The following is a 25,126-nucleotide window of genomic DNA, read 5'->3' as shown; positions in this document are numbered from 1 at the left end:
GAGAAACGGATGAAAGAGGTGATTGAAGGCTTCCTGAAGTTCCAGCGCGAAGCCTTTGTTGAACGCACGGCGCTGTTTCAGCAGTTGGCGACCCGCCAAAACCCGCGCACCCTGTTTATCTCATGTTCCGACAGCCGCCTGGTGCCGGAGCTGGTCACCCAGCGCGAGCCGGGCGATCTGTTCGTGATCCGCAATGCCGGCAACATCGTGCCTTCTTTCGGCCCCGAACCCGGCGGGGTTACCGCCTCGGTCGAGTACGCCGTCGCCGCGCTGGGCGTGGAAGATATCGTGATCTGCGGCCATTCCGACTGCGGCGCAATGACCGCCATCGCCACCTGCCAGTGTCTGGATCACCTGCCCACGGTCGCCGGCTGGCTGCGTTACGCCGATTCCGCGAAGGCGGTCAATCAGGCTTATCCGCACGCTTCCAAAGAGGCGCGGGTCGCATCGATGGTGCGCGAAAACGTCATCGCCCAGCTCAACAACATCAAAACGCACCCTTCCGTCGCCCTGGCGCTGGATCAGGGACGCCTGACGCTGCACGGTTGGGTCTATGACATCGCCAGCGGCGCTATCGACGCGCTGGACGGCGAAACCCGCCGCTTCGTGCCGCTCGCCACCCATCCCGAGGTGACCGCCACTCCGGCGATCGCCCGTTTTTAAGCCAACAAAAGGAGCTAACATGACACACTCTCTGCACAACGCCGCCCCGCGCGCAGCGCTCACCGACATCATCATGGCCGCCAAGATCCGCCATAACCTGACTTTCGACGCGCTGGCGGAGGGCACCGGACTCAGCCTGGCGTTCGTCACCGCCGCGCTGCTGGGGCAGCATGCGCTGCCGGAACAAGCGGCACGCACCGTGGCGGCCAAGCTCGGGCTGGACGAAGAGGCGGTACAGCTGCTGCAAACCATCCCGCTACGCGGCAGCATTCCCGGCGGCGTGCCGACCGATCCGACCATTTATCGCTTCTATGAAATGCTGCAGGTTTACGGCTCCACGCTGAAAGCGCTGGTGCACGAGCAGTTCGGCGACGGCATCATCAGCGCCATCAACTTCAAGCTGGATATCAAGAAGGTGGCCGATCCGGAAGGCGGCGAACGCGCGGTGATCACCCTGGACGGCAAATACCTGCCGACCAAGCCTTTCTAATCTACTTCCGCGCCATCGCCTTCCAGGCCGCGCTGCCGTGCGCGGAAGTCGCCTTCTACAACGCGTTTAACGCCAAAGCCTAACCCTATTGCCGGCGCCGTCATGGCGCCGGTTTTCAGTCCTGTTCGCCATAACGCAAGACTGTCATCCCTTCCTCTTCCGCCGGGGGAACAAAGTACTGCGCCAGGCGCTCAAACTCCGCTTCGCTCAGTGTAAACGGGTGCTCGCCGCGCGCGTTTCTCAGCGTTATCCGGCTCAGGCACTGCGCATGGCTGACGTCGAGAAAATGCAGGCAGTGCGCGACGCCGGCTTCCTCCGCCAACGCTTTGGCCCAGCGCCGCCTGTCCGGCGTATTCATCGGGAAATCGAGCGCCACGGACCAGCCGCCGCGCAGCAGCTGAACGAGGTGCCCGCCCAGCGCCCGCCGCAACCGGTCGGAACAGCGCGCATAGTCTTGCAGGCTGGTCATCTCCTGCTCATACAGCGTCGCCAGCCACGCATCTTCGACCAGCAACAGCGTTTGCGGTTGCTGCGCCAAACGCTGCGCCAGCGTCGATTTGCCTGCGCCGGCCTTGCCACATATCAGGTGTAAAACTGCAGGGTAGGTTTTCATGACGTTCTCCGGTCGTTGCCGGAAGGGGATAAAAAAACCCGCCTGCCGGCGGGTTTTTATTGGCGACACACGCGCTATCCCACCCTTTGGAGAAGGGTGATAATAATTTGCGCGAATGGGCGGTAGGATTTTTTCATAGCTAATGAATATGACAACCGTGCGCCGTTGTCAATTCGCCGTCATCAATCCCTGTTCTCGCACAAATTCGGTGAATAAACTCACTTTCTGCTGCACATGCCGGCGCGTCGGGTAAACCGCGAAAACCTGATGCACGTCGGCAATCTGTTCAGGGAACAGCCGCACCAGCCTGCCGGCGGCGATTTCGGGATCCGCCACGAACGACGGCAGCGAACCGATGCCCAGTCCCGCCACCAGCATATCCCGCAGCATCAGGCTGTTGTTGGCGATCAACCGGGGAGTGAACGTCACGCTCAGGCTCTCCTCGCCGGCGGTGAACTGCCACTGCCCCGGCCTTTCCGCCAGGGAATAGGCCAGACAGCTGTGTCGCTGCAATTCATTCGGCGTTTGCGGCACGCCGTGCTGCGCCAAATAGCCGGGCGCGGCGCAAATTCGCTGGTGCACTTCACCCAGCGCCCGGGCGCTGAGGGAAGAATCCGGCAGCCGTCGGCGAATGCGCAAGGAAATATCGAAACCGGCCGCCACCACGTCCAATACCCTGTCGTCCAACGTCAGCTCTACCTGCAGCTGCGGGTAACGTTGCATAAACGGCGGCAGCAGTGGCGACAACACCGTCAGGCCGAACGAAAGCGGCGCATTGACCCGCAGCGTGCCGGAGACCTGCTGCGCGCTGGCGGCAACCGTCTGCTCCAGCGCGTCGAACTCGCCGAGCAACCGACAGGCTTCCTGGTAATAGAGCTGCCCGGCTTCGGTCAGGCTCATGCTACGGGTAGTGCGCACCAGCAACAGCGTCCCCAACCGGTTTTCCAACTGCTTAATCTGCTTGCTCAACGCCGCCGGCGTGATCGCCAGATCCTCCGCCGCCTTATAAAAACTGTTGCGCTCAACCACGCGACGAAAGGCGCGCATCGTCAGTAGCACGTCCATATTATGTCCTGATGGTTAATTATAAATTCAATAAAACACAGATTATTAACTTCAACAACCTCAGTAGACTTTATTCAACCGCCTCCCTGAGTGAGAGGTGAATTTAATCTACTGATAATCATGGAGTTAATAATGAAAAAGACCCTGTTCGCCCTGATGCTCGGCCTGAGCGCCGCCGCCGCCCCCGTCGCCGCGCTGGCGCAATCCCCCGCCGCCGACAGCCGCCAGGCGGGTTATGTGCAGCCGCTGACCGCCGAGAACAGCCTGTTGCTGTTGGTCGATCTGCAGGACATGTTCGGCATGACCATTTCCTCTATCGATCAAACCAACCTGGTCAATAACGCCGCCGGCATCGCCAAGGCCGCCAAGGTGTTCAACGTGCCGACCATTCTGGCCTCGGCCAACGCCAAAAGCTTCGCCGGGCCGGTATTCCAGCAGGTGACGCAGGCACGCCCGGACCTACAGGTGTACGATCGCACCGCCATCAACGTCTGGCAGGACCGGCGCGTGGTGGATCTGATCAAACAATCCGGACGCAAGAAAATCATCATCGGCGGGCTGTGGACCGCCAGCTGCGTGATGCTGCCGGCGCTGTCCGCCCTGGGCGAGGGTTATGAGGTTTATATCCTGTCGGACGTCACCGGCGACATTACGCCAGACAGCCAAAACAACGCCATGCAGCGTCTGGTACAGGCGGGCGCCACGCCCATCAACTGGGTGGCGTTGATGCTGGAATGGCAGCAGGACTGGAGCCGCAAAGCCACGGCGGGAGGCGTATTGCAGATCGCCCGCGACCACGGCGCCGCCTGGGGGATGGGCGCCAGCTACGCCGGGGCAATGAAGGTGGGCAGCGAAGCGAAATAACGGACGAAAGCCCGCCGCCGGCGGGCTTTCTTCAGGTGCGGTGATAGCAACGGCTATCTTGCGGCGCCTGGTCGCGTCTCTCCAGCCCGTAGTCCCGCACCACCTCCGCCACCCGCAGCCGATAGTGCGCCAGCACCTCGCCACGGCCGCGCGCCTGCGCCGCCCGGTGCTGCTCGAGATTGCGCCACTGCTGCACCGCCGCCTCGTCGCGCCAGAAGGAGAGCGACAGCAGGCGCGCAGGATCGGCCAGGCTTTGAAAGCGCTCGATGGAGATGAATCCGTCGATCTGCGCCAGCAGCGGCTTCAGCTCCGCCGCCAACGCCAGATAGGTATCGCGCTGCCCGTCGGCGGCCTGCAGTTCAAAAATCACGGCGATCATTATCGTCTCCTCTCAACGGTAAAATTCAGGTACGCGCGCATTGATTGTAGGAAGGGCGCCACCGCACCGATTCCAACGCCCGCTCATCAATATCCAGCGAACACAGACGCACAGCACCAGAATGCGACAGCCACAGGTTAGCAATGGACGCGCAGTCATACTTCGTCTAACCTCGAAGTATGCATAACATCGACCTAGAAGATCGTTTGGCGGCGCTGAGCGCCGCCATCGCCGACCGCACCCGGGCGCGCATGCTGTGCCTGTTGATGGATGGGCGCGCCTACACCGCCACCGAGCTCAGCGCGGCGGTCGAGGTCGCCCCGTCCACCGCCAGCGCACATCTGGCGAAACTGCTGGAGCAGCGGCTGATCGCCTGCGTCAAACAGGGGCGCTACCGCTATTTTCGGCTGGCCGGTCAGCCGGTGGCCGAGGCGCTGGAAGGCCTGATGGCGCTGGCGGGCGTACCGCGCCCGTCGGTGAAAAGCAGCACGCCCACCACGCTGCAATATGCCCGCACCTGCTACGACCATATGGCGGGCGAGGTGGCGGTGAAGCTGCACGATCGGCTGCATGCGCTGAATTGGCTGACCGGTGAGGAAGACTACCGGTTAAGCGACGCCGGTCAGGCCGCGCTGGCGCGGCTGGGCGTCGATTGCTCCCCCGCCCCCACCCGCCGCCGCTTCGCCTGCGGCTGCCTGGACTGGAGCGAACGCCGCTCTCACCTCGGCGGCGCGCTGGGCGCCGCACTGTTGGCCGCCTTTATCCACCGCGGCTGGATCGTCCGCCGGCTCGACAGCCGCGAGTTGCAGCTGACCCCTGCCGGTAAAAAAGCGCTGGCAGCACATTTTGAACTCACGGTGTAACCCGGCGGCGGGGTAGTTTTACTGCAATACTCAAGGGGTACGCTTAGGCCACCCCGCCAACCCGAGGAGTTTCCATGCTCGATTCCACCCAATTCCCGATCGTCAAACGCTGGCCGGCTCAGCATCCTGAAAGGCTGCAGCTCTATTCCCTGCCGACGCCGAACGGCGTCAAAGTGTCCATCATGCTGGAAGAGATCGGCCTGCCCTATGAGGCGCACCTGATCGACATCGGCAACAACGAAACCTGGACGCCGGAATTCCTGGCGCTGAACCCGAACGGCAAGATCCCGGCGATCATCGATCCCGACGGCCCCGGCGGCCGGCCGCTGCCGCTGTTCGAATCCGGCGCCATTCTGCTCTACCTGGCGGAAAAGAGCGGCCGTTTCCTGCCGCAGGATCCGGCGCAGCGTTACGAAACCATTCAGTGGGTGTTCTTCCAGATGGCCGCCGTCGGCCCGATGTTCGGCCAGCTCGGTTTCTTCCACAAATTCGCCGGGCGCGAGTATGAAGATAAGCGGCCGCTGGAGCGCTACAAAAACGAATCGAAACGCTTGCTCGGCGTGCTGGAAACGCGCCTGGAAGGCCGCGACTGGATCATGGGCGCGGACTACACCATCGCCGATATCTCGCTGCTGGGCTGGGTGCGCAACCTGATCGGCTTCTATGAGGCGCGCGAACTGGTAGAGTTCGACAGTTTCCCCCGCGTCGCGCAGTGGCTGGAGCGCGGTCTGGCGCGGCCGGCGGTGCAGCGTGGGCTCACTATACCGGCGCGCGCGGCCTGATCGTCAAACGGGATGGCCGCCGGGCCGTCCCGCATTCCGCTGTCATAAAATTGTCATCCCTCTGCTCTACTCTCCTTACGTAACAATTTGATGTTATTTACATTGTTGTATTACGACAAGGAGCTTGCCCCATGCAACCTGCTGTATCCCTGATCGCCGGCGCCGTGCTGTCCGCCCTGCTCTGTTCCTCCGCCATCGCGGCGGAAACCTCGGCCAATGCCGATGGCCTGACCGAACGCGCCGCGCGCGGCACCCTCACCGAACCGGGCGGCGCCCGTCGTCTGGCCGGCGATCAGACCGCCGCGCTGAAGGCGTCGCTGTCGGACAAAACGGTGAAAAACGTGATCCTGCTGATTGGCGACGGCATGGGGGATTCCGAGATCACCGCCGCGCGTAACTATGCCGAGGGCGCAGGCGGTTACTTCAAGGGCATCGACGCCCTGCCGCTGACCGGGCAATACACCCACTACTCGCTGGACAAGAAAACCCACAAACCGGATTACGTGACCGACTCCGCCGCTTCCGCCACCGCCTGGGCCACCGGGGTGAAAACCTATAACGGCGCGCTCGGCGTGGACGTGAACGGCAAAGACCAGCCGACGCTGCTGGAGATCGCCAAGGCGGCCGGCAAGGCCACCGGCAACGTCTCCACCGCCGAACTGCAGGACGCCACACCGGCGGCGCTGGTGTCGCACGTTACCTCGCGCAAATGCTACGGCCCGGAGGAAACCAGCGAGAAATGCGCCGCTAACGCGCTGGAAAACGGCGGCCGCGGTTCCATCACCGAGCAGTTGCTGAAAACCCGTGCCGACGTCACGCTGGGCGGCGGCGCGAAATCCTTCAACCAACTGGCGAAAAGCGGCGAATGGCAAGGAAAATCGCTGAAAGATCAAGCGGCGGCGCAAGGTTATCAGTGGGTGAGCAACGCGGATGAACTGCAGGCCGTTACCCTGGCCAATCAGCAAAAACCGCTGCTGGGCCTGTTCGCCGACGGCAACATGCCGGTGCGCTGGCTGGGGCCGAAAGCCAGCTATCACGGCAACCTCGACAAGCCGGCGGTAACTTGCGAAAACAACCCGGCGCGCACCGCGGCCACGCCAACGCTGGCGGCGATGACCGAAAAAGCGATCGCGCTGCTGAAAGACAACCCGAACGGCTTTTTCCTGCAGGTAGAGGGCGCGTCGATCGATAAGCAGGATCACGCCGCCAACCCGTGCGGGCAGATTGGTGAGACCGTCGATCTGGACGAGGCGGTGCAAAAAGCGCTGGCCTTCGCCCGCGCCGACGGCAACACGCTGGTGATCGTCACCGCCGACCACGCGCACTCCAGCCAGATCGTCGCCGCCGACGCCAAAGCGCCGGGCCTGACCCAGACACTGACCACCAAAGACGGCGCGCCGATGACCCTCAGCTACGGCAACTCGGAAGAGGAATCGCAGGGGCACACCGGCACCCAGCTGCGCGTCGCGGCCTACGGCCCGCACGCCGCCAACGTGGTGGGGTTGACCGATCAGACCGATCTGTTCTTCACCATGCGCGATGCGATGGGCATCAAGTAACCGCCTTATGAATCCTGGCCGCCCGCAACGGCGGCCGTTTATTATTGGTTACCGATGCGTATTTGCAATTTAACCGCAATTATTGTGTGATAACGAAATAACGTTTAATTACGCGACAATTAACCCCTGAAAATAACGCGGTTATATGGCCTTACTCCCCTCTCTGTTTATTCCTGCGACAACAACCGGCCTATTTTTGCTTATATTCATTTTTTTTAGTTACAAAAGTAGTTTTTAACATTCTCGCAAACAATAATACCCCGCCAGTAACGTGAACCGATCAATTTGCATCCGGACGGCCTGCAATAGTTCACTTTTCGTTAAAAACCCTATTAACAAAAAGGCATTATCGCTGCCTATCGGCTCACGCCGGGCGGTCGGCTTCACTATTTTCCAGGGTAACTCCCGCTAAATTCTTTCACCTGCAATGAGTAGAATTTACACACAAGAGATTTAATTCAATGAGAAAATTACTCGTCCTGATTTTCAGTCTCAGCCTGTTTAGCGTTACGCAGCAGGCAGCGGCTGAAGAGAAGAATAAAACCGTCGACGTGGTGTTGATCGGCGGCGGCATCATGAGCGCCACCTTGGGCACCTATCTGCATGAGCTGGAGCCGACCTGGACCATCGACATGTACGAGCGCATGAACGGCGTGGCGGAAGAGAGCTCCAACGGCTGGAACAACGCCGGCACCGGCCACTCCGCCTTCAGCGAAATGAACTACACGCCGGAAAAAGCCGATGGCACCATCGACATCAGCAAGGCGGTGAAGGTCAACGAGTCTTTCGAAATCTCTCGCCAGTTCTGGTCTTATCAGGTGAAAAACAATGTCCTGAAAGATCCGAAATCCTTCATTAACAGCGTGCCGCACATGAGCTTCGTGTGGGGTGACGACAACGTCAACTTCCTGCGTAAACGCTACGCGGCGCTGCAGCACAGCACCCTGTTCCGCGGCATGGAATACTCCGAAGATCCTGCGCAAATCAAACAGTGGGCGCCGCTGGTGATGAACGGCCGCGATCCGGCGCAGAAAATCGCCGCGACCCGCATGCCGCTGGGTACCGACGTCAACTTCGGCGTGATCACCCATCAGCTGGTTGACGCGCTGAGCACCAGCGACAAGTTCAAGCTGAACCTGAGCCACGAAGTGCGCGACATCAAGCGCAACGCCGATCAGACCTGGAGCGTGACCGTTGCCGATCTGAACCGCGACGGTAAAGAAACCACCGTTAACGCCAAGTTCGTGTTCATCGGCGCAGGCGGCGCCTCCCTGACCCTGCTGCAGAAATCCGGCATCCCTGAAGCCGACGGCTATGGCGGCTTCCCGGTCGGCGGCCAGTTCCTGGTCACCACCAACCCGGCGATCGCCAACCAGCACCTGGCCAAAGTGTATGGCCTGGCCAGCGTAGGTTCGCCGCCGATGTCCGTGCCGCACCTGGATACCCGCATGCTGGACGGCAAGCGCGTACTGCTGTTCGGGCCATTCGCCACCTTCTCCAGCAAGTTCCTGAAGAACGGTTCGCTGTTCGATCTGCTGCACTCGCTGAGCACCTCGAACCTGATGCCGATGACCCACGTCGGTCTGGATAACTTCGATCTGGTGAAATACCTGGTCGGCCAGCTGATGATGAACGACGACGATCGCTTCGCCGCGCTGAAAGAGTACTTCCCGGACGCCAAGCAGGAAGACTGGAAGCTGTGGACCGCAGGCCAGCGCGTGCAGATCATCAAGAAAGACGCGGATAAAGGCGGCGTGCTGCAGTTCGGCACCGAAGTCGTCAGCTCTGAAGACGGCAGCATCGCCGCTCTGCTGGGCGCGTCACCGGGTGCTTCCACCGCTGCGCCAATCATGCTGCACCTGATGGAAACCGTGTTCAAAGACAAAGTGGCGACGCCGGAATGGCAGAGCAAACTGAAAGAGATCATCCCGTCTTACGGCCACAAGCTGAACGGCGATATCGAGATGACCAACAAGATCCGCGGCTACACCAGCAGCGTGCTGGGTCTGAACTACATTGAAGTGAAACCGGAAACCAACTGATTTTCCACTCGTTTCCTGCTGGAAAGGCCGCTTTATGCGGCCTTTCTTTTATCCCCCTGCGATTCAAAGAGCATTTTTGGTCACCTTTTCCCCCCGGTTTACCCTTGCGTAACGGCGCACTCGCGCCTATTATCAAAGTATATTCTTGGATAATTAAGCTAAGTCACTGTGACCTGAATGTCGTTTTTGCGGGAGAACTAAAACCATGGATCGCGTCAATATCATTCACGATTTACTAGACTGGATTGAAACTCATCTGGACCAGCCGCTGCTGCTGGATAACGTCGCCGCCAAGTCGGGCTACTCCAAATGGCACCTGCAGCGCATGTTCCGCAGCACCACCGGCCACGCGCTCGGCAGCTATATCCGCGAGCGGCGCCTGTCGCAGGCGGCGCAGGCGCTGCGCTCCACCCCGCGTCCGATCCTGGATATCGCCCTGCAATACCATTTCGATTCTCAGCCTTCGTTCTCACGCGCCTTCAAGAAACAGTTCGGCAAAACCCCGGCGGTGTATCGCCGCACCACCCGCTGGGACGTGGCGGAATGGCCGGCGCAGCCGGTGGAAGTGGAGGCCGAGCCACGCCACGATGCCCCCACGCTGCCTCGTTGGTATGCAGGCAAACCGCCGGAAGGCGTTTGCACCACCTGGATGGGGCTGCGCTGATAAACGCGGCATAACACGTAAAAAGGGTTCAGTTCTCGCGAACTGAACCCTTTTTAATTGAAGCGACACCGGATTATTTGAAGGTGACGTCAATATTCGCCGATGCGCTGAACGGCCCCACTTTCGGGTTGGTGCTCAACCATTTCAGGCTGGCCATGAAGTTCTTTTCAACGATGGTGCCGTTAACCAGGCCCAGATCGACCGGGCTGTTCATCATGATCGGCGTATTCGGCGTCGCCGCCTGCGAGATCAAAATACCGAAGCCGCTGTCGCTGGTCGGCAGGATCACGCTGTTATCCTGCAGCGGATAAGTACTGCTGAAGCTGGCCTGCAACGTCTCCCCCTGGCAGTCCTGCCCGGTCGTCGGATCGGACATATTGGCGGCAACCGAGAACGGCACCTGTTTCTCGATTTTGCCCACTACCGCATTCTGACGCGGGATAGTGCCAAAATTAACCGTCGAACCGTTGTTGGCCACCACGGTGATTTTCGGGTTGCAGGAAATAAACTGAATGTTGCCCAGCCCGGAAATATAGGCGTTAAAGTTGCTGTTCGGCGTGCCGTTCAAGCCGCCGACGCCATCAACCTGAAATACCGAGTACGAGTTGTTGTCGTTAATCTTGCCGCCAGCCGGAGGCGCCTTGCCGGTTGCTTTAATATAGATAGCGTAAGACACGGTTACCGTCAGCGATCTGGCCGGAGACAGACAACGGCTGCCTGAACGGCGGCATTCCGTTCCTGGCCCCACATCCTGACGTGCGCCTTTCGTTGGTTTGACATCAATCCCCTGATAAGTGACACCCACTTCGATCGAGTTATGGATCTGACTCATCCGGGACTGAGGATCCCAGTACAGGTAGGCATTTTCCCCTTTCGGGTTGTTCCAGTCATCCGTACATTGGAAAGTCGAGGTAAAGGTCTGCGAACGCCACAGCAATGCGCCCGGCGCGGTATTGGCGGTCGATACCTTGATGGCTTTATCCAGCACGATGTCCTGGCGAATGCTGCCGTTCTGCTTACAGGACAACGCATAGCTGCTCTGCGAAAACGTGCCCAGCGTGACCAGCAGCCCAGCCGCCAACCCGAGATTCTTATGCTTTAATAAAGAAGACATATCCTTTCCTTTTACGGTTTTCCGCAGGTCAGCGAAAGTTCCTGATAACCCATCAGCTGTTCGGTCGCCGCTTTCAATTCCGGCACCACCAGTGAGCAGCTTTCGCCCGCGTCGTTGCCCCATTTCACCAGCAGGCGATCCCCTGCGGAAGCCCCTGAAATATAAATATCGCCGTTGGTACCGACAGTACCGTTGTTCTTGCCGTCCGCACTGAAGACGTTGGCGCCAATCGGCGGTACGCTGCCGTCGGCCATTTTGCTGTGTACCAACAGGCTTTGGCCCGTGTGCGTTTCAAACTTCACGCGGGTAATTGCGCCGTAAGTCGGCACCACGTCTCTCGCCGCCATCGGGATATCCAGGCCGTTGCCGATATCTTCGGTGCGCAGCGCCACGCGGTTATGGCGGTATGGCGATGCAGAGGTCATCACCGCGTAACCGAAGCGGTCGATGGCGACACCCGGTTGGTTTTCGATACGAACGCCCTTGGCGTCTTTCGCTTCCACCAGCACAAACGTATTCTGCAGCGGTTGGGTCAGCGTCACGCCGCCGGAGTGTGCGACGATGCCGCCCGCCACGCCCAACGAAGACTGCTGATAATCTTTGCTGTAGCTATAACCGGCATTGATGGTCCCCATGCTGCCCTGATAACCGACGTTGGCCGAGCTGGTTTGGCCCGAATAACGATCATGACCGCTTTGCACCGCATAGTTCAAGCGGTTGTCATCCAGCGCGGTGCCACTCAGGCCGGCGCTGTAGGTATTGCCGCTCTGCTTGCTGTGACCGGCGTTGAAGCTGGCGGTCATGTCCGACGAATCCTTGCTGAAGAAGCTGAACGGAATCGACACGGTCAGGTTGACGCTGCGGTCTTTATAGCCGTAGTTGCTGCGGCTGTCCTGATAAAAGACGCCATAGCTGATATTTTTATAGCTGCTGTTGAAACCGGTTTGTACGGTGCGATCTTCACCGGATCCGCCCCAGTAAGACTGGTTGCTGAGGTTGGCGTACAGCGTAGAATTACCGGCGATGCGCTGGTTGACAGACAGCTCAACGCGCTGGCGTTTGTTGTTGAAACGGCTGGTATAATAGCTGCGACGGCGAGATTCCGCCCAGTCCGGCACGCCCAGGTTGCGATCGTTTTGATCGTAGTAATCGTTACGGTAATAACCGTTCTCATAACGTTCGCGCTCGGCAACCGCATCGGAGAAATCATAATATCCGGAGGTCGAGTAACGGTAACCGGCAATGCGGAATTCCGTCCCCCAGTCGTTGAGCGACTTGGAATACAGGAAGCGGAAACTCTCCCCTTGTTTGTCATCGCCGTTCACCAGGTTGGTGTCGGAATAGGACATATCAAAGGAGACGGCCCCCCAGTTCCCCAGGTTTTTACCGAGGCCCACGACCGCTGAACGATAGTTTTCCGCCACCAGCACGCCGCCGTAAGGCGTGATGTCATACGCCATGCCGTGCGACAAGGTGCCCTGCACAAATTTAGGCTGATAGCGGCTGGTGCCGTCGTGGTATTTACCGGCGGTCAGCTGATAGTTCCAAATCCCTTCGCGCAGCATGTTCGGCACCGAGGAGAATGGCACAACGAAAGAGGTTCTCGAGCCGTTGGCTTCGATGACCGTCACGTCCAGGTTACCGCTCAGGGTGCTTGGGAAAATGTCCGTCAGCGCAAACGGCCCTGGCGGAACGTTGGTGCTGTAAATGGTATAGCCGTTCTGACGCACCTCAACGCGCGCGTTGGTCGTCGCCACGCCGCGCACCACCGGCGCATAGCCGCGCTGGCTTTCCGGCAGCATGTCGTCGGCGCTGGACATCTGCACACCGCGGAACTGGATGCTGTCGAAAACGTTGTTGTTGGTGTTGGTCTGGCCGATCACCAGACGGCTGCGCAGAGAAACGATATCCGTTTCCGCCCAGCTGGAAATGTTCTTCCAGTGCGTGCCGGCACCCGACTGCTGGTTCAGCGTCGAGTTGTTGCGCAGGCGCCAATCGCCAATATTGAGGCCATTGTTAAGGCTCAGGAAGTAATAGTCAGAAGTCTTGTCGTTCTGGTTGTTGCCGTAGCGGTTATGGGTGCCGCTAAAGTTATAGTTTACAAAGCCGGCGTTGATGCCGCGATCGTAAACTTTCGGCGAAATGGCGCCTTGCGGGCGCGGGATCAGAAACACCTGCGGCACTTCCAGATCCATACGCTGTACGGCAGCGTCATAGCTCAGCTTGGCACCGGAGATCTGTTGCGGCAATGCGTAGCATTGCTCGGCACCGGCGGTGGTCAGATCGCCGGGCAGCTTTACGCCGTAATCCTGGTAGTCCACAGCCGTCAGGCACGGCGCTACCGGGGAGTCTTTGGATTCTTTCTTGAACTCTATCTCGCGGTGATCGACACGCTGTCCGTTGAGATAGATATCAAACGGGTATTTACCCGGCAAAATATCGTCTCCGCTGGCCAGCGCCGCCACCTGAGCAATATTGTCATCACCATGGATGAAGGAGGTGTTGAACTGCTCCTCCGCCATGGCCATATGCGAGAATGAAAATGGCACGGCAGAAAAATAAATTACACCATTAATCAGCTTAACCAAACGTTTTGGCGCGAGGGTTGTTATTCTTTTGTGTGCCATTTCTTTCATTCCTTGAAGTGCTTCAATCAATTCAGTGCGACGTTTTTAATCTCGGTGTGACCGCCATAGTCGTTGATATAGGTAAACGACATGTTGTTGGCTGATTGCGCGCCCTGAGGCAAAGAGATGCGCAGGCTGTCGTGTGGCTTGACCATGTCGGCGTTCACTTTCCAGCTCTTGCCGCCGCTCTTCAGGTTCAACACGCCGAGAGTGACGAACAACGGGCCATCGTTAGTCACGACCAAATTGCCGCCCTGGCGCTTCCACTTCAGCGCTTCCGCCTGCTGTTGCAGGTTGGTTTTCAACGAATCCGGGCGGTAGAACAGTTTGATACGGGTACGGATCGCCACCTGCAGCACGTTATCTTGCTTAGGCGTTGGCGGAATTTCCTGTACGTTGACCCAGAGCAGAGATTCTCTGTCCTGCGGCAAACCGCTGCCGGAATAGATAAAACGCAAAATGGCGTCTTTCTTGGCAGCCAGCTTCAAAATGGGTGGCGTCACCACGATCGGCAAATTCTTGGGCATCTGGCTTGCATCGCCAGTATCCAGCCAGGTTTGCACCATGTAGGTATCGTCGCTGTCATTGCTGATTGAGAGCGATGCGGATTTACTTGCACTGTTATAGATGACACGCGTCGCATCAACCTGGATGCCGGCGAAGGCATTAACAGAGAATGCGAATAAAATACCAGTCAGAATTTTTTTCATCGGAATGTCTCAACTCTCAAAATTTAGCCATCCATGGCCAATAACTCTATCTATCCTGCCAGCGAATTATTTGTATTCGATGGTGAAGGTAGCGTTAGAGTTTGCCTGACCGGCAGTTACCAGATCCTGGAAGGATTTGTAACGAGCGCGCAGGTTGAAAGTCGCAGCGCCTGGGTTATCGCCATCAGCGGCAACAGTAACGGTAGCTGGGGTAGCCACTTCCTGAGAGATAGGCAGAGTAGAGCCGTTGTTGTCCAGAATTTCAACGCCAACGCCAGTCGCGCCGCCAGTTACAGCCAACAGCTCTGGGTGGCCGGCTGGAGTGTTACCGTCGAAACGCAGGGTGTAGTTACCCGCTTCACATTTCTCCAGGCTGATATCGAAAGCTTTAGCACCGCTGGTAGAACCGGCAGTTGGGAAAGCGGTAGTAGGATATTTACCCAGGTAAACTTCTTTATTCTGGTCTTTATCAACAACTTTACAGGTGGACTGTACAATTTCACCGGTGAATTTAACGTTGCCGTTTGCTGCCATTGCGTTGGAAGCAGTTGCAGACAATACCAGGGCAGCCAAAGGCAATAATACTTTTTTCATTTCCAGCTCCATAGAACAATAAAATAATCGATTCAGTGGCGGGCTTATATATATTGCCGCCACTGAGCATACACTCAGCGATAGCACTCCCTTGCTGAAAAGGAGCGTTGCCTCGATGAACTCATTGCCGGACGAAATATAGACTAAGCATATTCTTAATGTTAAATCGTTTAAAACATTCATAAGGCCCCTATTGATAGGAATAAACTATCGGCGAATACCTATCGATCGATGTTGACGATTCATATGAATAGGAATAATCTGTGTTTGGGAAAGCTGCAGAGTTCAAGATTTTGCATTAAGGCCTGAAAATCAGAATATTATCCCGAATATTTACATTTAGTAACAGATTGCGACATTTGGACTTTGGCACGAATTACGCGTTAAATGGTCTGTCGACACGCTTCGGCCATTCTGGCGCTTTAAATAAGAAATTTACCAATAAACCTGGAGTAACTTTCTTTTTAATCATTTAAAATCAACAAGTTAAATATCAATCCAAGGATTGGGAAATGAGCGGTTCTTTCAGAGAGAAAAATAACGGCATTAATTATGTTTTTCAGCCAATGTTCGCGAAATCGGGACAATTGCTGGCCGTTGAATGTCTGTCTCGCTTTACGTTTAATAGCGAATACGCTCATTTTTCTCCTGAACAGTTCTTTCGCCACGCCGATAGCGCCACCCGGATTGAGATTTTGATGGATCAGATCAATCTGATCGATAAATACAAACACTGGTTTCATGAAAACCAAGTGATAGCCACTTTGAATGTTGACGATTATTCTCTGCAATCGCTGGCGAATACTCACTTTGCCGAAAGAATTAATGCCATGCGCTGTATTCATTTCGAGATCAGCGAGAATTCAACCCGGCTGGTGAAAGATCGCGTGCACGGCGATCCGTCATTGAATAGTTATTCATTTTGGCTCGATGATTTTGGTTCTGGCTATGCGGGTTTTTCCGCGTTGTACAACAGCCAGTTCCGCTTCGTTAAGCTCGACCGTTTTCTGCTCTGGGACTTCATGAAAAAGTCCGGCGGCGAGGGCTTGATGCGCGCATTACTGCGCTTCTTTTACCTTAATCATTACAAGGTAATTATCGAAGGAGTTGAAACTCCCGAACACAAGAAATGGCTGGATGAAATGCCATATTACGCACTGCAGGGAAAGCTGTGGAAGGAATCCAGCATCAAGGATTTGAACTCGCTTCTTACAGCTGAATACTTTTAACTCGGTATTGGTGTTTGCCCTATGTCTAAAAACAACGTTCTTGTGATTAGTGAGTGTAAGTACAGCTATGTTGGCCTGTCGGTGCTGCTGAAGAAACACTACGGCGCGTACGATATCCGCCTGTTTTCCGATTTCATGCACGGCGGCGCCAAAGCAGAGAAGATCACCAAGCACGATATCGCGCTGATTTTCACCTCGCAAAACCTGGAGCAGAGCGTTAACGTGATCGAAAGCCTGGTGTCCCTGCACCAGCAGTACAACAGCAAAACGCGCCTGTTGGTGTTCTACGACGACGAGCGCGTGGTGAAACTGCTGTCGATCCTGGGAATTTCCGTTGAGTTGGTCTCTACCCGCATTCCGCTTTATTCGCTGCAGGAAAAAATCCAGCGGCTGTTGGAAAGCAAAGAACCGGGCGGCATCAGAGTGCAGAAAACCCGCGAGCTCAGCCCGGCGGAAAGCGACGTGATCTTCAATCTGCTGCGCGGCGACAGCCTGCTGCACATTGCGGAAAAGCGCGGCACGCACCCGAAAACCATCTTCTCGCAAAAATACAGCGCGATGAAAAAGCTGCGGCTGCGCAGCATGAGCACCATCTTCGTCGCCGGCAAATAAACATCCTGGCTTGTTGCGCGGTACGCCGCGCGGCAACCCGTCTCCCCTGCCGCCAAGTTAAATTAATGTAACAACCGGCGACAAAGCAGCAACAGACACACAACATCTCCTCCTGTTGGCTACGATTCGCACACGGATTATCCGTGAGTCATGTCGTGTGGATTAAAATAAACATCAGGAGATGTTATGAAGTCGTCCTTATTCAGCCGCTATACCTGCTTTGTGCTGAGCATCTTGCTCACCCTGGCTTTCTTGATCATGATGCACAACTATCCGTGGTTCTGGCTGCCGGCCCTGGCCTGCGGTTGCCTGATGGTGTTGGGTATTTACGATCTCACCCAGCAGCGCCACGCCATCTGCCGCAACTACCCGATCATCGGCCGCATGCGCTTCTTCTTCGAGTTCATCCGCCCGGAACTGCGCCAGTATTTCCTCGAGCAGGATAATGAAGAGATCCCGTTTTCGCGCACCCAGCGCACGCTGGTGTATCGCCGGGCGAAAAACGAGATGGGCGACAAACCGTTCGGCACCCTGCTGGACGTCTACCAAACCGGCTATGAGTGCATCGGCCACTCCATGCGGCCGGTGGAAGCCGCCGATCCGACCAGTTTCCGCATCACCATCGGCGGCGCCGACTGCCGCCAGCCCTACTCCGCGTCGATCTTCAACATTTCTGCCATGAGCTTCGGCGCGCTCTCCGCCAACGCCATTCGCGCGCTCAACCTCGGCGCGGCCAAGGGCAATTTCTACCACGACACCGGCGAGGGCAGCATCAGCCGCTATCACCGGGAAAACAACGGCGGTCTGGTGTGGGAGCTGGGCAGCGGCTATTTCGGCTGCCGCACCGCCGACGGCCATTTCGATCCACGGCGCTTTGCCGAACAGGCGCAAAGCCCGCAGGTGAAAATGATTGAAATCAAGCTCAGCCAGGGCGCCAAACCCGGCCACGGCGGCATTCTGCCGGCGAAAAAGGTGGATGCGGAAATCGCCGCCACCCGCGGCGTGCCGGAAGGCGTCGATTGCATCTCGCCGGCGTCGCACAGCGCCTTCACCACCCCGCTGGAAATGATGCATTTCATCCAACAGCTGCGCGAGCTGTCAGGCGGCAAACCGGTCGGTTTCAAGCTGTGCATCGGCCACCCGTGGGAGTTCGTCGCCATCGTCAAGGCGATGCTGCACACCCGCATCCTGCCGGATTTCATCGTGGTGGACGGCAAGGAAGGCGGCACCGGCGCCGCGCCGCTTGAGCTTTCCAACTATATGGGCATGCCGCTGCGCGAAGGGCTGCTGTTCGTGCATAACACGCTGGTAGGCTGCGGCCTGCGCGACCAGATCAAGATAGGCGCCAGCGGCAAGATCATCAGCGCGTTCGACATCGCCAGCGTGCTGGTGCTCGGCGCCGATTGGGTGAACTCGGCGCGCGGCTTTATGTTCGCCGTCGGCTGCATCCAGTCGCAAAGCTGCCACACCAACCACTGCCCGACCGGCGTAGCGACGCAAGATCCGCTGCGGCAAAAGGCGCTGGTGGTGCCGAACAAGGCGGAACGCGTCTACCACTTCCATCAAAATACGGTGAAAGCGCTGGCGGACATGCTGGCGGCGGCCGGCGTCAGCCGCCCGGAGCAGCTGACCTCGCACCATATGCTGCGCCGCATCACGCCGACCGAGATCAAGGTGTACGCCGATATCTATTACTACCTGGAGCCGGGCGCGCTGCTGCAGCCGGATATCAAAAGCGAGTTCTACGCCCGCATGTGGCGCATGGCGACGCCCACCAGTTTCGATCAGGCGATCTCGCTGCCGGCGGCATGATGGGATAAGGAATAAAAAGAGAGTTGCCCCCTCGCCTTGGGGAAGAGCATATGGAGAGGGGTTGCTTGCTACGGCGGCCCTCCCCCTCAACGGCGAGAGGGCGTATCGGTTACTGTTTGCGCACCGGCGCATCGCCGGCGACGTAATAGTCGGCGGTACTGCGCGGCAGCGGCGCGCGCTGGCGAATGCGATCGGCTAACTTCTCGGCGATCATGATGGTGGTGGCGTTCAGGTTGCCGGTAATGATCAGCGGCATGATCGACGCATCCACCACCCGCAATCCTTCCATGCCGTGCACCCGGCCCTGCCCATCGACCACCGCCATCTCATCCTCGCCCATCTTGCACGAGCAGGACGGGTGGAAGGCGGTTTCGGCGTGCTCGCGCACGAAGGCGTCCAGCTGCTCGTCGGTCTGCACCTCCGGCCCCGGGCTTATCTCGCGGCCACGGTATTCGTCCAAAGCCGGCTGCGCCATGATCTCGCGCGTGATGCGAATAGCGTCGCGGAACTCCTGCCAGTCCTGTTCGGTCGACATGTAGTTGAACAGAATGCTCGGGTGCTGGCGCGGATCTTTCGACTTCACCTGCACCCGGCCACGGCTCGGCGAACGCATCGAGCCGACGTGCGCCTGGAAGCCGTGCTCTTTCACCGCGTTGCTGCCGTTGTAGTTAATCGCCACCGGCAGGAAGTGATACTGAATGTTCGGCCAGGCGAATTCTGCGCGGCTGCGGATGAAGCCGCCGGCCTCGAACTGGTTGCTGGCGCCAACGCCGGTACCGTTGAACAGCCATTCCGCGCCGATCTTCGGCTGGTTGAACCATTGCAGCGCCGGGTACAGCGACACCGGTTTCTTACAGGCGTACTGCAGGTACATCTCCAGGTGATCCTGCAGGTTTTCCCCGACGCCCGGCAGATCGTGCACCACCTTGATATCCAGGCTGTTCAGCAGCGCCGCCGGGCCGACGCCCGAACGCTGCAGGATCTGCGGCGAGGCGATGGCGCCGGCGCACAGCAGCACTTCGCGCCGCGCTTTGGCGTGGGTCAGCTGATTGCTGTCGCCCTGCAAATAGTTGACGCCCACCGCACGCTTGCCGTCGAACACAATGTGGTCGGTCAGCGCATGGGTGACGATCTTCAGGTTCGGCCGCGAACGCGCCTGATCCAGATAGCCGCGGGCGGTGCTGGCGCGGCGCCCTTTCGGCGTCACGGTGCGATCCATCGGGCCGAAGCCTTCTTGTTGGTAACCGTTCAGATCGTCGGTGCGCGGGTAGCCCGCCTGCACGCCGGCTTCCACCATGGCGTGGAACAGTTCGTTGTTACCGGCTTTCGGCGTGGTGACGCTCACCGGGCCCTCGCCGCCGTGATAGTCGTTCGGGCCGATATCGCGGGTTTCCGCCTTGCGGAAATACGGCAGGCAGTCCAGATAGGTCCAGTCTTCCAGACCCGGCGCCTTGGCCCAGTTATCGAAGTCCATCGCGTTGCCGCGAATGTAACACATGCCGTTGATCAGGGACGAACCGCCCAGCCCTTTGCCGCGGCCGCATTCCATCCGGCGATTGTTCATGTGCGGCTCAGGATCGGTCTCATACGCCCAGTTATAGCGGCGGCCCTGCAGCGGAAACGCCAGCGCGGCCGGCATCTGGGTACGGAAATCCATCCGGTAATCCGGGCCGCCGGCTTCCAGCAGCAGGACGCTGACGTCGGCGTCCTCGGTCAATCGGGTGGCTAACACGTTGCCGGCGGAACCGGCACCGATAATGATGTAGTCAAATTCCATTCATTATCTCCTTACTTTATAGAGGCCTGGTCAGGCAAAGACGCGAAGCGCGACTCGGCAACAGGCGGTGTATTTTGGCTCTCTAGAGATTGTCGGCCGCAGCCAACGCGGCTGCGGCTCGAAAGACGGCGGGAAGATCAGAATACCGAGGCGTATTCGCCCAGCTCAACCTGCACCGATTTGATCTGGGTGTAGTGTTCCAGCGTAGTCAGGCCGTTCTCGCGGCCAACGCCGGACTGCTTGTAGCCGCCGACAGGCATTTCCGCCGCCGACTCGCCCCAGGTGTTGATCCAGCAAATGCCGGCTTCCAGCTGGTGGATCACGCGGTGCGCGCGCGCCAGATCGTTGGTCACCACGCCCGCGGCCAGGCCGAAGGTGGTATCGTTGGCGCGGCGCACCACTTCCTCTTCGCTCTGGTAGCTGAGAATGCTCATCACCGGCCCGAAGATCTCCTCGCGCACGATTTCCATGTCGTCGCGGCAGTCGCTGAATACCGTCGGCGCCACGTAAGCGCCCTTGCCGAATTCGCCGTGGGTGACGCGTTCGCCGCCGCACAGCAGGCGCGCGCCGCTGTTCTTGCCGCTTTCGATAAAGCGCAGCACCGATTCCATGTGCGCGAAGCTGACCAGCGGCCCGAAGTTGGTCTGCGGGTCGGTCGGATCGCCGAGGCGAATGCGCTTCACGCGCTCGAGGATTTTCGCCTCAAACTGCGCCTGCAGCGCCGCCGGCACGAAGACGCGGGTGCCGTTGGTGCACACTTGGCCGGAGCTGTAGAAGTTGGCCATCATGGCGATATCGGCGGCGCGATCCAGATCGGCGTCGTCGAAGATAATCAGCGGCGACTTGCCGCCCAGCTCCATGGTGACTTCTTTCAGCGTCGACCCCGACGCGTTGGCCATCACCTTCTTGCCGGTTTTCACCCCGCCGGTGAAAGAGACTTTGGCGATGCCCGGATGGTCAGTCAGGTACTGCCCCACTTCCGCGCCGCTGCCAGTCACCACGTTGAATACGCCGTCCGGCAGGCCGGCTTCGGTGTAAATTTCCGCCAGCTTCAGCGCCGTCAACGAGGTGACTTCGCTCGGTTTGAAGATCATCGCGTTGCCCGCCGCCAACGCCGGCGCGGACTTCCACAGCGCGATTTGAATCGGGTAGTTCCAGGCGCCGATGCCGGCCACCACGCCCAGCGGTTCGCGGCGGGTATAGACGAACGAGGTATCGCGCAGCGGGATCTGTTCGCCTTCAATGGCCGGGATCAGACCGGCGTAATACTCCAGCACGTCGGCGCCGGTGACGATGTCCACCGCGGTGGTTTCCGACATCGCTTTGCCGGTATCCAGCGTTTCCAGCGCCGCCAGCTCATCGTTGCGCTCGCGCAGAATATCCACCGCGCGGCGCAGGATGCGCGAACGCGCCATCGCCGTCATCGCCGCCCACACCTTCTGCCCGCTGGCCGCGCTGGCCACTGCACGATCGACGTCTTCAGCGCCGGCGGCCTGGACTTCCGCCAGAACTTCGCCGTTCGCCGGGTTAATGGCGTTGAAGGTTTTTCCAGCGGTGCTGTCTACATAGGCGCCATGAATATAGAGCTTCTGCAAGCCAAAACGGGACATAGGATCTCCTTGAGTTATCCTCCGGGCGGCGTCTGCCCCCGGAGTTGGAACGTGATGTATTCGGTCGTGAGCGCCAGCGCCTGCGCCTGATTGAACGCCGAGCCGCGCAGCGCGCTGCGCAGCCACAGTCCGTCGATCAACGCCGCCAGCCCCTTGGCCGCCAACCGCGCCTGCGGCTGCGGCATGACGCGGCGAAACTCGGCGCACAGGTTGGAATAGAGCCGGCGGCCGTTCACCTGCTGCAGCCGGTTGAGCTGCGGTTGGTGCAGACTGCTGGCCCAAAAGGCCAGCCAGGTCTTCATCGCCGCGCTGTTGATCTGGCTGTCGTCGAAGTTGCCGGCGACGATCGCCTGCAGCCGCGCCGCCGGGCTGTTATCGGTCAGCGCCTGCAAACGCAGCTTCACCGCCTCACCCAGATGGCTGATCAGATAGCGCATCGTGGCTTCCAGCAGGCCGTTCTTGTCCTTGAAATAATGGCTGATGATGCCGTTGGAAACGCCGGCCCGCCGCGCGATCTGCGCGATGGTGGCGTCATGCATTCCCACTTCGTTTACCGCGGCGAGCGTGGCATCAATCAACTGCTGCCTTCTGATTGGCTGCATTCCTACCTTTGGCATATTTCGACTCTCACAAAACCGACTTCGGCCTTATCTCAGCGGGCAAATTTCACTGCCGTTTCGCCCGTGATTCAGGTCATCATGGGGACTATTAAACTTTTTTTTGATTGAACGTTCAATAAAAATTGCATATATTTTATTGCCGCCTGGTTAAAAATTTGTACTATCTGGTTGTGGAACTGGCTGATTTTTGTGAGGTAATTAACGAATCTGACCAAAATCAGTGGCTGTAAGCGGTTCCCGCCGCGAAGCGCGCCGGCGCTTCGTTAACAGGCGAAAGCGGCGTTACTCAGGCCCTCCTGATGGGGTGGTCGCCGCCTTCATTCGCCCGTTTTCCGGCGGCGCCAACGCGCCCCGAAATGCGGAGCGGCACGATTTTACTCAGTTCAGAGGATGACGATGACAACACGCGAAACCTCCTCCAAACCGCAGCAGGACCGCCTCAACCCTGTGGTTTTCTTCACCTCGGCGGGGCTGATCCTGGCCTTCTCGCTGATGACCATCTTTTTCACCGACTTCTCCGGGCAGTGGATCACCCGCACGCTGAATTGGGTGTCGACCACCTTCGGTTGGTACTACCTGCTGGCGGCGACGCTGTACATCGTGTTCGTGGTGTTTATCGCCGCTTCGCGCTTCGGTTCGATCAAGCTCGGGCCGGAGCAGTCCAAGCCGGAGTTCAGCCTGATGAGCTGGGCGGCGATGCTGTTCGCCGCCGGCATCGGCATCGACCTGATGTTCTTCTCGGTCGCTGAGCCGGTGACCCAGTACATGATGCCGCCGGAAGGCGACGCGCAAACGCTGGAGGCCGCGCGCCAGGCGATGGTCTGGACGCTGTTCCACTACGGCCTGACCGGCTGGTCGATGTATGCGCTGATGGGCATCGCCCTCGGCTACTTCAGCTATCGCTACAATCTGCCGCTGACCATCCGCTCGGCGCTGTACCCGATCTTCGGTAAGCGTATCAATGGCCCGATCGGCCACAGCGTGGACATCGCCGCGGTGCTCGGCACCATCTTCGGCATCGCCACCACGCTGGGCATCGGCGTGGTGCAGCTCAACTACGGCCTCAAGGTGCTGTTCGAGATCCCGGAAAACCTGACGGTGCAGGGCTCGCTGATCCTGCTGTCGGTGATCATGGCCACCATCTCGGTCACCTCGGGCGTCAACAAGGGCATCCGCATCCTGTCCGAGCTGAACGTGCTGCTGGCGCTGGGCCTGATCCTGTTCGTGCTGTTCTTCGGCGACACCGAGTTCCTGCTCAATGCGCTGGTGCTCAACGTCGGCGATTACATCAACCGCTTTATGGGCATGACGCTCAACAGCTTCGCCTTCGATCGGCCGGTGGAGTGGATGAACAACTGGACGCTGTTCTTCTGGGCCTGGTGGGTGGCGTGGTCGCCGTTCGTCGGCCTGTTCCTGGCGCGCATCTCGCGCGGGCGCACCATTCGCCAGTTCGTGGTCGGCACGCTGATCATTCCGTTCGTGTTCACCCTGCTGTGGCTGTCAATCTTCGGCAACAGCGCGCTGTACCAGATCATTCACGGCAACGCCGAGTTTGCGCAGGAAGTGATGCAGTTCCCGGAGCGCGGCTTCTACAGCCTGCTGGCGCAATACCCCGGCTTCACCTTCAGCGCCTCGGTGGCCACCATCACCGGCCTGCTGTTCTACGTCACCTCGGCGGACTCCGGCTCGCTGGTGCTGGGCAACTTCACCTCGCGCCTGGCCGACATCAATAATGATGCGCCAAACTGGCTGCGGATTTTCTGGTCGGTGGCCATCGGCCTGCTGACCATCGGCATGCTGATGACCGACGGCGTGCCGGCGCTGCAGAAAACCACGGTGATCATGGGACTGCCGTTCAGCTTCGTGATCTTCTTCGTGATGGCCGGGCTGTATAAATCGCTGCGGGTGGAAGACTACCGCAAGGCCAGCGCGCTCAGCACCCTGGCGCCGGTGCCGGTCTCCAGCCACGACGTGCTCAACTGGAAACAGCGCCTGTCGCGGGTGATGAACTACCCGGGCACCCAGTACACGCAGAAAATGTTGGATAAAGTCTGCCGCCCGGCAATGCAGGACGTGGCGCGCGAGCTGGAGCTGCGCGGTGCGAAAGTGGAGTTCAGCGAAGTGCCGCCGACCGAAGATGAACGCCTGAACCACCTGGAGCTGCTGGTGCACCTGGGCGAGGAACAGAACTTCATCTATCAGATCTGGCCGATGCGCTACTCGGTGCCGGGCTTCACCTACCGCGCCCGCTCCGGTAAATCGCACTACTACCGGCTGGAAACCTTCCTGATGGAAGGCACCCAGGGCAACGACCTGATGGACTACAGCAAGGAACAGGTGATTGGCGATATCCTCGACCAGTACGAGAAGCACCTGAACTTCCTGCACATTCATCGCGAAGCGCCGGGGGGCACCCTGACCTTCCCGGATATGTGAC

The 25,126-nt window shown here is 58.8% G+C and carries 22 protein-coding genes; 12 read left to right on the top strand and 10 right to left on the bottom strand.

Going from position 1 to position 25,126, the window contains the following annotated elements; all coding sequences use genetic code 11:
• Positions 1-9 precede the first annotated feature (9 nt).
• Positions 10-663, top strand: coding sequence for a carbonic anhydrase (locus ACJ8PI_RS03345; RefSeq protein WP_043147014.1), 654 nt, complete (start codon positions 10-12; stop codon positions 661-663).
• A 19-nt stretch (positions 664-682) separates the two neighbouring features.
• Entirely contained in the window at positions 683-1,153 is a 471-nt protein-coding gene (cynS, locus tag ACJ8PI_RS03340; protein WP_049196256.1) for a cyanase, read from the top strand.
• Positions 1,154-1,268: 115 nt separating this feature from the next.
• On the opposite strand, the gene ACJ8PI_RS03335 is transcribed toward cynS, so the two are convergent.
• Together ACJ8PI_RS03335 and ACJ8PI_RS03330 are read right to left on the bottom strand one after the other, a co-directional pair.
• A complete protein-coding gene (locus ACJ8PI_RS03335) occupies positions 1,269-1,766 on the bottom strand; it encodes an AAA family ATPase (RefSeq protein ID WP_164037290.1) in 498 nt (165 codons plus the stop codon).
• A 168-nt stretch (positions 1,767-1,934) separates the two neighbouring features.
• Positions 1,935-2,831, bottom strand: a complete 897-nt coding sequence (locus ACJ8PI_RS03330; protein WP_033637701.1) for a LysR family transcriptional regulator — start codon at positions 2,829-2,831, stop codon at positions 1,935-1,937.
• A gap of 132 nt (positions 2,832-2,963) precedes the next feature.
• Here ACJ8PI_RS03330 and ACJ8PI_RS03325 point away from each other — a divergent pair, with 132 nt between their 5' ends.
• Complete coding sequence (locus tag ACJ8PI_RS03325) at positions 2,964-3,695, top strand: isochorismatase family protein (protein ID WP_033637699.1); 732 nt, start codon at positions 2,964-2,966, stop codon at positions 3,693-3,695.
• A gap of 31 nt (positions 3,696-3,726) precedes the next feature.
• Here ACJ8PI_RS03325 and ACJ8PI_RS03320 read toward each other — a convergent pair whose 3' ends face one another.
• Complete coding sequence (locus ACJ8PI_RS03320) at positions 3,727-4,074, bottom strand: antibiotic biosynthesis monooxygenase family protein (protein ID WP_164134067.1); 348 nt, start codon at positions 4,072-4,074, stop codon at positions 3,727-3,729.
• Positions 4,075-4,253: 179 nt separating this feature from the next.
• Here ACJ8PI_RS03320 and ACJ8PI_RS03315 point away from each other — a divergent pair, with 179 nt between their 5' ends.
• From ACJ8PI_RS03315 to ACJ8PI_RS03295, 5 genes are all read left to right on the top strand, one after another.
• On the top strand, positions 4,254-4,937 hold the full coding sequence (locus tag ACJ8PI_RS03315; protein ID WP_060451422.1) for an ArsR/SmtB family transcription factor: 684 nt from the start codon (positions 4,254-4,256) through the stop codon (positions 4,935-4,937).
• 74 nt (positions 4,938-5,011) lie between these two features.
• Positions 5,012-5,719 (top strand): glutathione S-transferase N-terminal domain-containing protein, encoded by a 708-nt coding sequence (locus ACJ8PI_RS03310; protein ID WP_039566863.1) that lies wholly within the window; start codon positions 5,012-5,014, stop codon positions 5,717-5,719.
• 131 nt (positions 5,720-5,850) lie between these two features.
• Positions 5,851-7,278, top strand: coding sequence for an alkaline phosphatase (gene phoA / locus ACJ8PI_RS03305; RefSeq protein WP_033646822.1), 1,428 nt, complete (start codon positions 5,851-5,853; stop codon positions 7,276-7,278).
• 461 nt (positions 7,279-7,739) lie between these two features.
• Complete coding sequence (locus ACJ8PI_RS03300; RefSeq protein ID WP_033637693.1) at positions 7,740-9,320, top strand: malate:quinone oxidoreductase; 1,581 nt, start codon at positions 7,740-7,742, stop codon at positions 9,318-9,320.
• A gap of 205 nt (positions 9,321-9,525) precedes the next feature.
• On the top strand, positions 9,526-9,984 hold the full coding sequence (locus ACJ8PI_RS03295; RefSeq protein WP_033646824.1) for a helix-turn-helix domain-containing protein: 459 nt from the start codon (positions 9,526-9,528) through the stop codon (positions 9,982-9,984).
• Positions 9,985-10,057: 73 nt separating this feature from the next.
• On the opposite strand, the gene ACJ8PI_RS03290 is transcribed toward ACJ8PI_RS03295, so the two are convergent.
• The 4 genes from ACJ8PI_RS03290 to ACJ8PI_RS03275 form a co-directional block, all read right to left on the bottom strand.
• Positions 10,058-11,098: a fimbrial protein gene (locus ACJ8PI_RS03290; protein ID WP_033637691.1), complete on the bottom strand. Its 1,041-nt coding sequence runs from the start codon at positions 11,096-11,098 to the stop codon at positions 10,058-10,060.
• An 11-nt stretch (positions 11,099-11,109) separates the two neighbouring features.
• Entirely contained in the window at positions 11,110-13,725 is a 2,616-nt protein-coding gene (locus tag ACJ8PI_RS03285) for a fimbria/pilus outer membrane usher protein (protein ID WP_033637689.1), read from the bottom strand.
• Positions 13,726-13,751: 26 nt separating this feature from the next.
• Complete coding sequence (locus ACJ8PI_RS03280; RefSeq protein WP_004939085.1) at positions 13,752-14,435, bottom strand: fimbrial biogenesis chaperone; 684 nt, start codon at positions 14,433-14,435, stop codon at positions 13,752-13,754.
• Between the two features lie 66 nt (positions 14,436-14,501).
• On the bottom strand, positions 14,502-15,029 hold the full coding sequence (locus ACJ8PI_RS03275; protein ID WP_004939088.1) for a fimbrial protein: 528 nt from the start codon (positions 15,027-15,029) through the stop codon (positions 14,502-14,504).
• 512 nt (positions 15,030-15,541) lie between these two features.
• Here ACJ8PI_RS03275 and ACJ8PI_RS03270 point away from each other — a divergent pair.
• From ACJ8PI_RS03270 to ACJ8PI_RS03260, 3 genes are all read left to right on the top strand, one after another.
• Positions 15,542-16,258 carry an EAL domain-containing protein gene (locus ACJ8PI_RS03270; RefSeq protein WP_033637688.1) on the top strand — a complete coding sequence of 239 codons (717 nt, stop codon included), beginning with the start codon at positions 15,542-15,544 and terminating at the stop codon, positions 16,256-16,258.
• A gap of 21 nt (positions 16,259-16,279) precedes the next feature.
• Positions 16,280-16,870, top strand: coding sequence for a LuxR family transcriptional regulator (locus tag ACJ8PI_RS03265; RefSeq protein WP_004939094.1), 591 nt, complete (start codon positions 16,280-16,282; stop codon positions 16,868-16,870).
• A 186-nt stretch (positions 16,871-17,056) separates the two neighbouring features.
• Complete coding sequence (locus ACJ8PI_RS03260) at positions 17,057-18,682, top strand: FMN-binding glutamate synthase family protein (protein WP_164134065.1); 1,626 nt, start codon at positions 17,057-17,059, stop codon at positions 18,680-18,682.
• A 109-nt stretch (positions 18,683-18,791) separates the two neighbouring features.
• Here ACJ8PI_RS03260 and betA read toward each other — a convergent pair whose 3' ends face one another.
• From betA to betI, 3 genes are all read right to left on the bottom strand, one after another.
• Positions 18,792-20,459, bottom strand: coding sequence for a choline dehydrogenase (gene betA, locus ACJ8PI_RS03255; protein WP_033646828.1), 1,668 nt, complete (start codon positions 20,457-20,459; stop codon positions 18,792-18,794).
• A 137-nt stretch (positions 20,460-20,596) separates the two neighbouring features.
• Positions 20,597-22,069: a betaine-aldehyde dehydrogenase gene (betB, locus tag ACJ8PI_RS03250; RefSeq protein WP_033646830.1), complete on the bottom strand. Its 1,473-nt coding sequence runs from the start codon at positions 22,067-22,069 to the stop codon at positions 20,597-20,599.
• 14 nt (positions 22,070-22,083) lie between these two features.
• Positions 22,084-22,686, bottom strand: coding sequence for a transcriptional regulator BetI (betI, locus tag ACJ8PI_RS03245; protein ID WP_004939107.1), 603 nt, complete (start codon positions 22,684-22,686; stop codon positions 22,084-22,086).
• Between the two features lie 399 nt (positions 22,687-23,085).
• Between betI and ACJ8PI_RS03240 the strand changes: the two genes are divergently transcribed.
• Positions 23,086-25,125 carry a choline transporter gene (locus tag ACJ8PI_RS03240; protein WP_033653535.1) on the top strand — a complete coding sequence of 680 codons (2,040 nt, stop codon included), beginning with the start codon at positions 23,086-23,088 and terminating at the stop codon, positions 25,123-25,125.
• Position 25,126 lies beyond the last annotated feature (1 nt).

The organism is Serratia sp. CY82433 (assembly GCF_052166535.1).
Classification (GTDB): Bacteria; Pseudomonadota; Gammaproteobacteria; order Enterobacterales; family Enterobacteriaceae; genus Serratia; species Serratia sarumanii.
Note: the sequence above shows the minus strand (reverse complement) of the source record. Positions and strands in the feature narration are given on the sequence as shown.